This is a genomic window from Streptomyces sp. NPDC003393 (assembly GCF_053589015.1).
This window is the reverse complement of sequence record NZ_JBSFRB010000020.1, coordinates 84128-97535: the sequence shown is the minus strand read 5'-3', so window position 1 is coordinate 97535 and position 13408 is coordinate 84128. Positions and strand designations below refer to the sequence as shown.

12 protein-coding genes and 3 tRNA genes are annotated in these 13408 nt (G+C 70.2%); 7 read left to right on the top strand and 8 right to left on the bottom strand.

Annotated elements, in window-relative coordinates; translation table 11 throughout:
• The first annotated feature begins 72 nt into the window (after positions 1–72).
• Positions 73–147 (top strand) — tRNA-Asp (locus ACWDUZ_RS20745).
• A 434-nt stretch (positions 148–581) separates the two neighbouring features.
• On the top strand, positions 582–833 hold the full coding sequence (locus tag ACWDUZ_RS20740; protein WP_451633241.1) for a DUF6274 family protein: 252 nt from the start codon (positions 582–584) through the stop codon (positions 831–833).
• 531 nt (positions 834–1364) lie between these two features.
• Here the strand turns inward: ACWDUZ_RS20740 and bldC are convergent.
• Positions 1365–1571: a developmental transcriptional regulator BldC gene (bldC, locus tag ACWDUZ_RS20735; RefSeq protein WP_003949541.1), complete on the bottom strand. Its 207-nt coding sequence runs from the start codon at positions 1569–1571 to the stop codon at positions 1365–1367.
• A 541-nt stretch (positions 1572–2112) separates the two neighbouring features.
• Entirely contained in the window at positions 2113–2982 is an 870-nt protein-coding gene (locus ACWDUZ_RS20730) for a hypothetical protein (protein WP_451633240.1), read from the bottom strand.
• 232 nt (positions 2983–3214) lie between these two features.
• Here ACWDUZ_RS20730 and ACWDUZ_RS20725 point away from each other — a divergent pair, with 232 nt between their 5' ends.
• Positions 3215–4315, top strand: coding sequence for a Leu/Phe/Val dehydrogenase (locus ACWDUZ_RS20725; protein WP_451633239.1), 1101 nt, complete (start codon positions 3215–3217; stop codon positions 4313–4315).
• A 318-nt stretch (positions 4316–4633) separates the two neighbouring features.
• Positions 4634–4882 carry a DUF3073 domain-containing protein gene (locus ACWDUZ_RS20720; protein WP_451633238.1) on the top strand — a complete coding sequence of 83 codons (249 nt, stop codon included), beginning with the start codon at positions 4634–4636 and terminating at the stop codon, positions 4880–4882.
• A 144-nt stretch (positions 4883–5026) separates the two neighbouring features.
• Here ACWDUZ_RS20720 and purM read toward each other — a convergent pair whose 3' ends face one another.
• The 6 genes from purM to purS form a co-directional block, all read right to left on the bottom strand.
• On the bottom strand, positions 5027–6097 hold the full coding sequence (gene purM, locus ACWDUZ_RS20715; RefSeq protein WP_451633237.1) for a phosphoribosylformylglycinamidine cyclo-ligase: 1071 nt from the start codon (positions 6095–6097) through the stop codon (positions 5027–5029).
• Positions 6098–6131: 34 nt separating this feature from the next.
• Entirely contained in the window at positions 6132–7661 is a 1530-nt protein-coding gene (purF, locus tag ACWDUZ_RS20710; RefSeq protein WP_451633236.1) for an amidophosphoribosyltransferase, read from the bottom strand.
• A 258-nt stretch (positions 7662–7919) separates the two neighbouring features.
• Complete coding sequence (locus ACWDUZ_RS20705; protein ID WP_451633235.1) at positions 7920–8717, bottom strand: sterol carrier family protein; 798 nt, start codon at positions 8715–8717, stop codon at positions 7920–7922.
• A gap of 316 nt (positions 8718–9033) precedes the next feature.
• Entirely contained in the window at positions 9034–11292 is a 2259-nt protein-coding gene (gene purL, locus ACWDUZ_RS20700) for a phosphoribosylformylglycinamidine synthase subunit PurL (protein ID WP_451633234.1), read from the bottom strand.
• A complete protein-coding gene (gene purQ, locus ACWDUZ_RS20695) occupies positions 11289–11969 on the bottom strand; it encodes a phosphoribosylformylglycinamidine synthase subunit PurQ (RefSeq protein ID WP_451633233.1) in 681 nt (226 codons plus the stop codon). Before purQ ends, purL begins: the two co-directional genes overlap by 4 nt.
• A complete protein-coding gene (gene purS, locus ACWDUZ_RS20690) occupies positions 11966–12238 on the bottom strand; it encodes a phosphoribosylformylglycinamidine synthase subunit PurS (protein WP_190176121.1) in 273 nt (90 codons plus the stop codon). Before purS ends, purQ begins: the two co-directional genes overlap by 4 nt.
• 363 nt (positions 12239–12601) lie before the next feature.
• Between purS and ACWDUZ_RS20685 the strand changes: the two genes are divergently transcribed.
• From ACWDUZ_RS20685 to ACWDUZ_RS20675, 3 genes are all read left to right on the top strand, one after another.
• Positions 12602–12919: a histone-like nucleoid-structuring protein Lsr2 gene (locus tag ACWDUZ_RS20685; protein ID WP_028421372.1), complete on the top strand. Its 318-nt coding sequence runs from the start codon at positions 12602–12604 to the stop codon at positions 12917–12919.
• Between the two features lie 173 nt (positions 12920–13092).
• Positions 13093–13164: transfer RNA gene (locus ACWDUZ_RS20680), tRNA-Gly, on the top strand.
• Between the two features lie 81 nt (positions 13165–13245).
• Positions 13246–13318, top strand: a tRNA-Gly gene (locus ACWDUZ_RS20675).
• Positions 13319–13408 lie beyond the last annotated feature (90 nt).

Below are 13408 nucleotides of genomic sequence, written 5' to 3'. Positions count from 1 at the left end.
CTTCTCGCAGCGCAACGCACGAATGGCGCCGCGAAACTCCCCCAGTGCCTTAACGGCCTGGGCGGGGCCCCAGGTCCTGTGGAGCAGTTTGGAGTGCTCGCCACCCTGTCAAGGTGGAGGCCGCGGGTTCAAATCCCGTCAGGACCGCAGCGAGGCCCGTATCCCTCATGGATGCGGGCCTTCTTCATGCTCACCCGCTCTCTCGAAGCGGAGGCCGCGCCCGCGGTGAAGCCGCCACCGGACACCGCTGACCCCACACCCCGTCAGAACGGCGTCAGGGCTCGCATCCCGCACGGACGCGGGCCTTCTCCGTGCGCCGGCCTCTCGGATCGAAGAGCGCTCGTAGGTCCGCCCTCGCCTCGAGGGCGCCCTGGTGCGCCCCACCCGCCGCGGCGGACGGAACCCGCACCCTCGGCCCGACCGGGCGGGCGGACACCCGCACGCCCCGTCCGCCTCGAGAGGGCACGCCCCGGCCGGCCGGCCCGAGCCCCCGCGCGTTGTGCGGTCTTGACGGCGTCACATTCGCTCGGTACCCCAGAAAGCAGGGCCGCCGTTGCCGTGCGGTCCGCTGGAGGTGGCGTATGGCGGCATCGGCCAGGCACGAGACACGGGCGCTGCTCCGTGCGCACCTCGCGGCCGCCTCGTCGTACCGCCACCTCACCCGCCACTGCCCCATCTGTCACCACCTCCTGCGGCTGGCGATGGACAGCTCCCCCCGGCCGGGCTCCCCCGGGGCCGCCGCGGACGCCCCCGACACGGCCCAAGGCGCCCCGGAGGAGGCGCTGGAGGTCCTGGAGGCGGCGTGGGAGGACGAGCAGCCCTCGACCACGTGAGGGCTCGCCGGGCCACACCGGTGATCCGGTGCGCGAGCGACGGCTGCGGCCCGAACTCCCGTGCCTGCGTGGGCAGGTGGAAGCGGAACCTCCTCTAGCGCACAGAGGCGCCGCGCAACAAGCGTCCCGCCATGTGACGGGTGTCACCGCATGAGTTTTGGACAGTGCGGTACTTACACCTCTCCTACAACGGGTCGATTTAATATGTGCAATTGCACCGCCCTCCGAGGCGACCACGAAGGGCCGACGCGGAGGGCGCGGGGGACTCCGCCAGAGATCCGGCACCCCTCCGCGACCTCCGGCAAGGCCGCCCGTACACGCGGTGCCAGACCCCCGTCGAGCGCACAAAAAAGATCGCGCTGGACCCGGCGGAGTCCAGCGCGATCGACGACGCACCCGTGGTACTGCCTGAGGAGCTCTGGCGGCTTGGGCGTGGGACCTGTTGGGGCAGGGCCCGCGTCGCTTGGAGCTATGGGTCCGGACACGACAGCCAGTTGGGGGACCAGCCGGTTTGCCCGGTTATGGAGTTGTTCAGGCCTCGCTGCGCTGCTGCGGGATGCCCGCGAGCAGAGCGCGGACCTCGGCCTCGCGGTAGCGGCGATGCCCGCCGAGCGTGCGGATCGACGTGAGCTTCCCTGCCTTCGCCCACCGCGTGACCGTCTTCGGGTCGACGCGGAACATCGTGGCGACCTCAGCCGGGGTCAGCAGCGGCTCGGCATCAGGGGTGCGAGCGGTCATGAGCGGCCTCCTCGGGAGAACCGAACCTTCTCGGTTCTTTCCTCTAAATTCTGCACCTTGACCCGCGTTGCCCGAAATGGCGGACGCGAGTCGAGTCGGTTATAGGACGAACGGCTTGTCCTCGGCACTACAACTACACCATCTGTCCAGCCGCGTCGGCCAAACCGATGGAATTGCCCTCCCAGGTGTTCATCACCGACGGAAGCCGATGGACCGTGCCATAGCGGACAGTCACACCGGTGTGACGATCAGTCACAGGGCAATCAGGAAGTCACCAGACCCCCCAAAGCATGCAATGCGGAGATCCCGCCCATGCCGGAGCATAGTTGGGCGGATGGAGCACTCCCCGAACTCCTTGTCCTATTTTGGCATGAGGAGGGGCAACTAGAGCAAGGGTCTCGTAAGTGCCGTCCGTCACCCTTGGGACAAACGCCCGGATCGGGGCCTACGTCCCGTCAGGTCCCGCAAATGCCCCTGACCGTACGCTGTTCGACGGTGTTCGAGCCGTGATCCAGGTCACTCCGGTCGGGTGCGAGCCAGGTCAGTTCGCCGACCGCAGGTCCCGCACCGCCCGCCAGCGCTGCACGAGCCGCGCGTACGCCTCGCCCGCGGCCGCCCCGTCGCCCAGGCGCAGCGCCTCGATCCCCTCGGCCACGTCGGCCGCCGAGTGATCGCCCTCCAGCTCACCGGCGGGCAGCACATGGACCAGGCCGCCGTAGTCCAGCTCCACCAGCGATCGCGGATGGAACTCCTCCAGCCAGCGGCCCACGTCCACCAGCCCGTCGATCAGCGGGCTCTCGTCGACGGCGTCCCGCAGCGCCCGCAGCCCCCGCGCCACCCGCCGCCGGGCCTGCACCATCGGCGTCCGGTAGCGCAGCAGCGGCGCGTCGCCCGGACACTCCCCGAGGCCCTCCGGCCCGCCCGCGCCCTTGACGAACTCCCGCTCCTCGTCGGAGACCAGCACGAACCAGTTGAGCGGCACCTGCCAGGTCGCCGTGCGGATCCAGGGCCGGGCGTCCGGGTTGTCCGCCAGCCAGCGCTCGTAGTCCTGGCTGGCCTGGCGCCGCACCACCGGGGGCAGCACCGCGTCCAGGACCACCGCGGGCAGCTCCTCGGCGAGATCCCCCAGGGCCTGCCAGCCGCGCAGCCGGGTGCGCCAGGGGCAGACGCAGACCACCCCGTCGACGTCCAGGACGAAGGCGTCCCGGCTCTCGTGCACCGGTACGGCCACCGGCGGGGTGGGCAGCAGGTCGGCCAGCGAGCGGCGCAGTTCGTCCTGGTAGGAGGGGCGGTCGGAACGGCGGGCGTAGCGCGCCCAGTGGCTGCGCTCCGGCTCCGGGAAGGCGGCCAGCGGCTCGTAGACGCGCAAGTAGGCCGCGTACGGAACGACCACGGAGGACACCTTGGGCACGCCTGCTCCCTCCCCAGCGGACCGGACGCGAAACCCGCCCGGCCCGCGCCCGGACGGACGGAAAACCACTGCAAATCGTCCCACGCGCGGGTGGCACGCTACTCCGGTGGAGGGTGATCCCGACCACTGGGCCCGCCCCGGAGGTGATCAGGGTCTAATCTTCCGCCACGGCCCCCGCCACCCTTACGGGAGCCCGCCCCCACTCGCCGCTACTTACCTGGGAGTCACCACCGTGACCGACGTAACCGGCGCGTCCGACGTACTGCAGACCCTGTTCCGGTCGGAGCAGGGCGGACACGAACAAGTCGTGCTCTGTCAGGACCGCGCCAGCGGCCTCAAGGCCGTCATCGCCATCCACTCCACCGCCCTGGGCCCCGCGCTCGGCGGTACCCGCTTCTACCCGTACGCCAGCGAGGCCGAGGCCGTCGCCGACGCGCTGAACCTCGCCCGCGGCATGTCGTACAAGAACGCCATGGCGGGTCTCGACCACGGCGGCGGCAAGGCCGTGATCATCGGCGACCCGGAGCAGATCAAGTCCGAGGAGCTGCTGCTCGCCTACGGCCGGTTCGTCGCCTCGCTCGGCGGGCGCTACGTCACGGCCTGCGACGTCGGCACCTACGTGGCCGACATGGACGTCGTGGCGCGTGAATGCCGCTGGACCACCGGCCGCTCCCCGGAGAACGGCGGTGCGGGCGACTCCTCCGTGCTCACCGCCTTCGGTGTCTTCCATGGCATGCGGGCCTCGGCCCAGCACCTGTGGGGCGACCCCACGCTCCGCGGCCGGAAGGTCGGCATCGCCGGCGTCGGCAAGGTGGGCCGCCATCTGGTGGAGCACCTGCGCAAGGACGGCGCCGAGGTCGTGATCACGGACGTGCGCGAGGAATCCGTACGCGCGATCCTCGAGCAGTACCCGACCGGTGTCACGGCCGTCGCCGACACGGACGCGCTGATCCGCACCGAGGGGCTGGACATCTACGCCCCCTGCGCGCTCGGCGGCGCCCTGAACGACCGCTCCGTGCCGGTGCTGACCGCCAAGGTGGTGTGCGGCGCCGCCAACAACCAGCTCGCCCATCCGGGTGTGGAGAAGGACCTCGCCGACCGCGGGATCCTCTACGCGCCGGACTACGTGGTCAACGCCGGCGGTGTCATCCAGGTCGCCGACGAGCTGCACGGGTTCGACTTCGACCGGTGCAAAGCGAAGGCCACGAAGATCTTCGACACCACGCTGGCCATATTCGCACGTGCGAAGGCGGACGGGATTCCGCCGGCCGCCGCGGCCGACCGGATCGCCGAGCAGCGGATGTCGGAGGCGCGCGCCGCGTGGACCCGTTGACACGGAGCGCGCACGCGCGGTGACGCGGGGCATGCCCCGGCGGCGACGGTACCTGCCGGTGGGCAGTTGGAGAGAACTCTCACTTCCACCGGCGGGTCGCCCGGCAGGAACTGGTTAAAATCGCCACTGACCAGCGAGGACAGGGCGCCTCGAAGGTTCTGCGCACACGCGCGTCCTGCGGGCGACGTACCGTATGGGCGCGGGCTCAGGTACCGTGGAAGCCCTACGGACCGGTCTCTCTGTGGAGAGCCCGTTCCGGATCATGAACGCGTGTCAGACTCTGGGGCCGTTGAGCCCCGTCGTTGAGGGGGTCGAGCCATGGGGCGCGGCCGGGCCAAGGCCAAGCAGACGAAGGTCGCCCGCCAGCTGAAGTACAACAGCGGTGGGACGGACCTCTCACGCCTGGCCGAGGAGCTGGGCGCATCGACGTCGAACCAGTCACCGAACGGTGACCGCTTCGAGGACGATGAGCACGACGACGACCTGTACGCACGGTACGCGGACCTGTACGAGGACGACGACGAGGACGAGCAGGACGACTCCTCGCGGCACCGTCGCGGCGCCTGACGCCCGCAGCTCTGCCGTACCACCGCGTGTCGTAGGTTCCGCACCTCGCCCGGTCCGGTGCTTTCAGCGCCGGACCGGGTTTCGTGCTGCCGTCGGCGGGTGAGCACCCGACGGTCCTCGGTGGTCGTCGGGTGATCCCGCGGATCAGGCGTAGTCGCCCACCAGGGCGGCTCCGCTGGTGTGCTCGCCACGGTCGGTGATCTCGCCGGCCACCCAGGCGTCGACCCCACGGTCGGCCAGGGTGGCGAGGGCCGCGTCGACCGATTCCCGCGGCACGATCGCGATCATGCCCACGCCCATGTTGAGGGTCTTCTCCAGCTCCAGCCGCTCGACCCGGCCGGTCCGGCCGACGAGCTCGAAGACCGGGCCCGGGGTCCAGGTGGCGCGGTCGACCACGGCATGCAGTGTGTCCGGGATCACACGGGCCAGGTTGGCGGCGAGCCCGCCGCCGGTGACGTGGCTGAAGGCGTGCACCTCGGTGGTGCGCATCAGCGCCAGGCAGTCCAGGGAGTAGATCTTGGTCGGCTCCAGCAGCTCCTCGCCCAGGGTGCGGCCGAAGTCCTCGACCTGCGCGTCCAGGGACAGTCCGGCCTCGTTCAGCAGCACGTGCCGGACCAGTGAGTACCCGTTGGAGTGAAGGCCGGAGGACGCCATGGCGATCACCGCGTCACCCGTACGGATGCGGTCGGCGCCGAGCAGCCGGTCGGCCTCCACGACGCCCGTACCGGCGCCGGCGACGTCGAAGTCGTCCTCGCCCAGCAGCCCCGGGTGCTCGGCCGTCTCGCCGCCCACCAGGGCGCAGCCGGCGAGCACACAGCCCTCCGCGATGCCCTTGACGATGGCGGCGACCCGCTCGGGGTGGACCTTGCCGACGCAGATGTAGTCGGTCATGAACAGCGGCTCGGCACCGCACACCACGATGTCGTCCATCACCATGGCGACCAGGTCGTGGCCGATGGTGTCGTAGACGCCCAGCTGCCGGGCGATGTCGACCTTGGTGCCGACACCGTCCGTGGCGGACGCGAGCAGGGGGCGTTCGTAGCGCTTGAGGGCGGAGGCGTCGAAGAGGCCGGCGAAGCCGCCGAGGCCGCCGAGGACCTCCGGGCGTCGCGTCTTCTTCACCCACTCCTTCATCAGCTCGACCGCGCGGTCGCCCGCCTCGATGTCGACTCCGGCAGCCGCGTAGGAAGCACCGGCGGAACGGCTCTCAGACATTGCCTGGGATCTTTCGGGTTGGTTTCTACGAGGCTTACGGGCGACGGATGGCGTCGGTGGCGGCCGTGGCGGCGGGACCGGCCGCCAGCTCCGTCTCCAGCAGCTGCTTGCCGAGCAGCTCCGGGTCGGGCAGCTCCATCGGGTACTCGCCGTCGAAGCAGGCGCGGCACAGGTTCGGCTTGGCGATGGTGGTCGCCTCGATCATGCCGTCCAGAGAGATGTACGCCAGCGAGTCGGCGCCGAGCGAGGTGCCGATCTCGTCGATGGTCATGCCGTTGGCGATGAGCTCGGCGCGGGTGGCGAAGTCGATGCCGAAGAAGCACGGCCACTTCACGGGCGGCGAGGAGATCCGGATGTGGACCTCGGCGGCCCCGGCCTCGCGCAGCATCCGCACCAGGGCCCGCTGGGTGTTGCCGCGGACGATCGAGTCGTCGACGACGACCAGGCGCTTGCCCTTGATGACTTCCTTCAGCGGGTTCAGCTTCAGCCGGATCCCGAGCTGGCGGATGGTCTGCGAGGGCTGGATGAAGGTCCGGCCGACGTAGGCGTTCTTCACCAGGCCGGCGCCGAAGGGGATGCCGGACGCCTCCGCGTAGCCGATGGCGGCGGGGGTGCCGGACTCCGGGGTGGCTATCACCAGGTCGGCCTCGACCGGGGCCTCCTTGGCGAGGCGGCGGCCCATCTCCACGCGGGAGAGATAGACGTTCCGGCCGGCGATGTCGGTGTCGGGCCGGGCCAGGTAGACGTACTCGAAGACACAGCCCTTGGGCTTCGCTTCCGCGAATCGGGAGGTGCGCAGGCCGTTCTCGTCGACCGCGACGAACTCGCCCGGCTCGATCTCGCGGACGAAGCTGGCGCCCACGATGTCGAGGGCGGCGGTCTCGGAGGCCACGACCCAGCCGCGCTCCAGCCGGCCGAGGACCAGCGGCCGGATGCCCTGCGGGTCGCGGGCCGCGTACAGCGTGTGCTCGTCCATGAAGACGAGGCTGAAGGCGCCTTTGACCTTGGGCAGCACGGCGTGGGCCGCCTGCTCGATGGTCAGCGGCTTGCCGTCCTCGTCGACCTGGGCCGCCAGCAGGGCCGTCAGCAGGTCGGTGTCGTTGGTGGCCGCGACACGGGTGGAGCGGCCGTTGGTGTCCTTGGGCAGTTCGGCGACCATCGCGGCGAGCTGCGCCGTGTTGACCAGGTTGCCGTTGTGGCCGAGCGCGATGGAACCGTGCGCGGTGGCGCGGAACGTCGGCTGGGCGTTCTCCCACACGGAGGCGCCGGTGGTCGAGTAGCGGGCGTGTCCGACCGCGATGTGACCCTGGAGCGAACCGAGCGAGGTCTCGTCGAAGACCTGGGAGACCAGGCCCATGTCCTTGAAGACGAGAATCTGGGAGCCGTTGCTGACCGCGATTCCCGCGGATTCCTGACCCCGATGCTGGAGGGCGTAGAGCCCGAAGTACGTGAGCTTTGCGACCTCTTCGCCCGGAGCCCAGACACCGAAGACGCCACACGCGTCCTGGGGGCCTTTCTCACCGGGGAGCAGATCGTGATTGAGTCGACCGTCACCACGTGGCACGCCACCGAGTGTAGGCGAGGTCGACCACTGGTCCGAATTCGGGATGCGCGGCGGAAGTGGATCACCCGCGCTCGCCGGCCGGCTCACTCTCCGCGTTTGCGCAGGTCACCGGCGTGCCGCGGGTACGTGACGGCAAGCGTCCGTGGTGCCGTCGCGCCCGGGAGGACCCTGCCGCGGTGGACATGAGTGAGGTGTCGCACACCATTCGGACGGCACAGGCGCCCCCCGGGACCGGACCCGGACCACCCCGGCACCGGCTCAGGCCATGAGCGGCAGCAGCCCCGAGAGGTCGGCCCGGTCGCCGCCGGCGCTGAGCCTGGCGTCGTGGAGGGCCTCGTGCCATGCCGTGCGTCCGGTGGCCAGGCGGATCCACGTCAGCGGGTCGGTCTCGACGACGTTGGGCGGGGTGCCGCGGGTGTGGCGGGGGCCCTCGACGCACTGCACGACGGCGAACGGCGGGACGCGCACCTCGGTCGACCCGCCTGGCGCCTTGACCGCGAGCGCGTCGGCCAGCAGCCGCGTGGCGGCGGCCAGGGCCTGACGGTCGTACGGGACGTCCAGGCCGGGCACGGCGGCATTGAGGTCGTCGGTGTGGACGACGAGTTCCACGGTGCGGGTGACGAGGTAGTCGGCGAGCGGCAGGGCGCCCGCGTTGGTGGCCAGCAGCCGGGTGCCGGGGTGCGCGTCGAGCTGCCCGGTCAGGCTCCGCTCCACATCCGCGAGGTAGGTGCCGAGGTCGGGGTGGTCCCGGGCGAGCCGTCGCGTGAAGTCGTCGATGGCCGAGGAGATGGCGGAGGTCGCGAACGGCCAGTCCAGAAGCGTGGCGTCGGGCCGCGCCGGCTCGGGCAGGTCCAGGGACCGGCCCACGGCCGTGACGGCCATGCCGATGTGTGCGACCAGCTCCCGCACCGTCCAGCCCGGCAGCCGCGTGGGAAGGGCGAGCTGCTCGGGCGTCAGGGTGCGCACGGCCTGCCGTACGTTGTCGAGCTGGGCGAGGACCGCCGCGCGGGTCCGGGCGGGGTCGTACGTCCGGGTGCGCTTCTTGGCCGGGGGCATGGCGGCGAGCCTATGCCCTCATGGCGCAGTTCCTCAGGTCTTTTCGTCCGGGGCGAAGGTCCTGCTGGGCACGTTCCGCGACGCCGACGGCGACCGCGTGGGCGGGCAGTGGGCGCCGAGGCGGCGGTCCTCCTCGGTGAGGGCGTCGCGGCGGCGCTGAGCCGGCGGCCGCGGCCGTCGCGAGCTTCGAGACTTCGGTCTTATCCACCGGCCCCCTTCCGGCCGCGACGTCACCGCCGGGGCTTCCGGCCGGAACGGAAAGCCCCCCGTCATCGACGAGGGGCCTTCGGCGTCGTACGGCCGCTGGTTGCGTCGCTCAGGCGAGCAGCGCGGGGATCGTGGCCTCGTGGGCCTCGCGCAGCTCGGCCAGGGTCAGCTCGAACGCGCCCTGGACCTCGACCGTGTCCCCGTCGACGACACCGACGCGGGTGGCGGGCAGGCCGCGGGCGCCGCACATGTCGTTGAACCGGACCTCCTCCGAGCGCGGCACGGCGACGATCGCGCGGCCGGCCGACTCCGAGAGCAGGAAGGTGAACGCGTCCAGGCCGTCGGGGACGACCAGTCGCGCGCCCTTGCCGCCCAGCAGGGCGGACTCCACGACCGCCTGGATCAGACCGCCGTCGGACAGGTCGTGCGCGGAGTCGATCATGCCGTCGCGGGAGGCGGAGATCAGGATCTCGGCCAGCAGCCGCTCCCGCTCCAGGTCCACCTTCGGGGGCAGACCGCCCAGGTGGTCGTGGACCACCTGGGACCAGGCCGAGCCACCGAACTCCTCACGCGTGTCGCCGAGGAGGTAGAGGAGCTGGCCCTCCTCCTGGAAGGCGACCGGGGTGCGCCGGGCCACGTCGTCGATCACGCCGAGGACGGCGACCACCGGGGTCGGGTGGATGGCGGCCTCACCGGTCTGGTTGTACAGCGAGACGTTGCCGCCCGTCACCGGGGTGCCCAGCTGGCGGCAGCCGTCCGCCAGACCGCGCACGGCCTCGGCGAACTGCCACATCACCGCCGGGTCCTCGGGCGAACCGAAGTTCAGGCAGTCGGAGACGGCCAGCGGCTTCGCACCGGTCGTGGCGACGTTGCGGTACGCCTCGGCGAGCGCCAGCTGTGCGCCCGTGTACGGGTCGAGCTTGGCGTAGCGGCCGTTGCCGTCGGTGGCGAGGGCGACACCGAGGCCGCTCTCCTCGTCGATCCGGATCATGCCGGAGTCCTCGGGCATGGCCAGGACGGTGTTGCCCTGCACGAAGTGGTCGTACTGCTGGGTGATCCACTTCTTGGACGCCTGGTTCGGCGACGCCACCAGCTTCAGGATCTGCGCCTTCAGCTCCTCGGCGGTCTCCGGCCGCGGCAGCTTGTTCGCGTCGTCGGCCTGGAGGGCGTCCTGCCACTCCGGACGGGCGTACGGGCGCTCGTAGACCGGGCCCTCGTGGGCGACCGTGCGCGGGTCGACGTCGACGATCTTGCCGCCGTGCCAGAAGATCTCCAGCCGGTCGCCGTCGGTCACCTCGCCGATGACGGTGGCGATGACGTCCCACTTCGCGCAGATCTCCAGGAACCGGTCGACCTTCTCCGGCTCGACGACCGCGCACATGCGCTCCTGCGACTCGCTCATGAGGATCTCCTCGGGCGAGAGCGTGGAGTCGCGCAGGGGGACGTCGTCCAGGGTGACGCGCATGCCGCCGGAGCCGTTGGAGGCCAGCTCGGAGGTGGCGCACGACAGGCCGGCCGCGCCCAGGTCCTGGATGCCGACGACCAGCTTCTCGGCGAACGCCTCCAGGGTGCACTCGATGAGGAGCTTCTCCTGGAAGGGGTCGCCGACCTGGACGGCGGGGCGCTTGGACGGCTTGGCGTCGTCGAAGGTCTCGGAGGCCAGGATCGAGGCGCCGCCGATGCCGTCGCCGCCGGTCCGCGCCCCGTACAGGATGACCTTGTTGCCCGCGCCGGAGGCCTTGGCGAGGTGGATGTCCTCGTGCCGCATCACGCCGACACAGCCGGCGTTGACCAGCGGGTTGCCCTGGTAGCAGGCGTCGAAGACGACCTCGCCGCCGATGTTGGGCAGGCCCAGGCAGTTGCCGTATCCGCCGATGCCCGCGACCACTCCGGGCAGCACCCGCTTGGTGTCGGGGTGGTCCGCCGCGCCGAAGCGCAGGGGGTCGACCACCGCCACCGGACGCGCGCCCATCGCGATGATGTCGCGCACGATGCCGCCGACGCCGGTCGCGGCGCCCTGGTAGGGCTCCACGTACGACGGGTGGTTGTGCGACTCCACCTTGAAGGTGACGGCGTAGCCCTGGCCGACGTCGACGACACCGGCGTTCTCACCGATGCCGACGAGCAGCGCGTCGTTCTCGGGGGCCTTCTCGCCGAACTGGCGGAGGTGGACCTTGGAGGACTTGTACGAGCAGTGCTCGGACCACATCACGGAGTACATGGCGAGTTCGGCGCCGGTCGGGCGGCGGCCCAGGATCTCGACGATCCGCTCGTACTCGTCCTTCTTCAGGCCGAGTTCGGCCCAGGGCAGCTCGACGTCGGGGGTCGCGGCCGCGTGCTCGACCGTGTCCAGAGGCGTCCTGCTCATGCGGTGACCAGCTTCTTGAGGATCGAGCTGAAGAACGGCAGGCCGTCGGTGCGGCCGGTGCCGATCAGCGGCTCGGTGGCGTGCTCGGGGTGCGGCATGAGCCCTACGACGTTGCCGGCCTCGTTGGTGATGCCGGCGATGTCGCGGAGCGAGCCGTTGGGATTGACGTCCAGGTAACGGAAGGCGACGCGGCCCTCCGCCTCGAGCTTGTCGAGGGTGTACTCGTCGGCGACGTACCGGCCGTCCATGTTCTTCAGGGGGATGAAGATCTCCTGGCCCTCGGTGTAGTCGCTGGTCCAGGCGGTGGACGCGTTCTCCACCCGCAGCTTCTGGTCGCGGCAGATGAAGTGCAGGTGGTCGTTGCCGAGCATGGCGCCCGGGAGGAGGTGGGCCTCGGTGAGGACCTGGAAGCCGTTGCAGATGCCGAGGACCGGCAGCCCGGCCTTCGCCTGCTCGATGACGGTCCGCATCACCGGCGAGAAGCGGGAGATGGCGCCGGCCCGCAGATAGTCGCCGTAGGAGAAACCGCCGGGCAGCACCACGGCGTCGACCTGCTTGAGGTCCTTGTCCTTGTGCCACAGGGCGACCGGTTCGGCGCCCGCGAGGCGGATCGCGCGCTGGGTGTCCCGGTCGTCGAGACTGCCCGGGAAAGTGACGACGCCAATACGAGCGGTCACTTCGCGGCCCCCGCGACTACGTCATCGGACTCGACCTTGACGGTGAAGTCCTCGATCACGGTGTTGGCGAGGAAGGATTCGGCAAGATCGTGAATGCGGGCGAGCGCGGCCTCGTCGACGGGCCCGTCCACTTCCAGTTCGAATCGCTTTCCCTGACGTACGTCGGAGATGCCTTCGAAACCCAGGCGCGGCAGTGCGCGCTGCACCGCCTGGCCCTGGGGGTCGAGGATCTCCGGCTTGAGCATGACGTCGACTACGACGCGTGCCACTGGCACTCCCGGTGTGTGGTGCTGAGCAGGTCCCTTCAGACTACCCGCACAAAATTTCTACGCGAGTAGACCTGGAGGAACACACGTGACGGCCGTCACGGCAGGCCAGTGGGCGCGAGTGTTGTGAAAAGTTCTCGGAAAGTCCGGCGTTCCGCACTGGACAGCGGTATTGAACCGGGACACGCGCAGAAATTTAGTCGGGGCTTCACTTCGCAATGCCCGGCACTGTACAAATGAATTGGCAACAGCCGATACTTTTCCGATAACAGGCGGACAGCCGACATCTCCGAACATCCCCGCATGCCCCGAAGGTCATGACGGAGCAGGTGGGCGCAGAGGTGTCGGACGAAGGGACCGGTATTCGTGGCGCAGCGTGTCGTGGTCACTCTCTTTGACGACATCGACGGCTCGGAAGCGGCGGAAACGATCGCCTTCGGACTCGACGGCAAGTTCTACGAGATCGACCTGAACCAAGCCAATGCGAAGAAACTGCGTAAGGCGCTCGCGCCGTACGTGGAGGCGGGCCGCAAGCGGTCGCGGTCGGGCAAGGCGTACCGGCAGACGGAGGTCGCCCCCGACCCCGCGGCCGTCCGGGCCTGGGCCCAGGCCAACAAGATGGACGTGCCGGCGCGCGGCCGGATTCCCAAGAAGGTCTACGAGGCGTTCAGCGCGGCCCAGTGACGAGGGCCGGCCCGGGGCCGGCGGGGCGACGGGTGGAGCCGGCTCCGAGGAGGATCCCAGGGCCCGTCAGCGGGCCCTGGGCGCAGCCGACTTGCGCACCCCCCCTGTTGATCAGCTAATGTCTGGAGCGCGCCGAGGGGCGAGGCCGAAAGGCCGAGACCCACGGAGTGCATGCGGGTGTAGTTCAGTAGTAGAACATCCCCCTTCCAGGGGGAAGGCGCAGTGTGCGATTCCTGTCACCCGCTCCGCACCGCCGGTCCCGACCACTCTTGTGGATCAGGTAGGCTGGTGCTCGCACCGATCGGTGGGAGCCGGTCGGAAGCAATGCGGACGTAGCTCAGTTGGTAGAGCGCAACCTTGCCAAGGTTGAGGTCGCGAGTTCGAGCCTCGTCGTCCGCTCGGGAGTAAGACCCCGGTCCTCAGGGACCGGGGTCTTTTTCGTTCAGGCATCGCCCGCGGATCGCATGCGCATCGCGACCGGATCGCCCG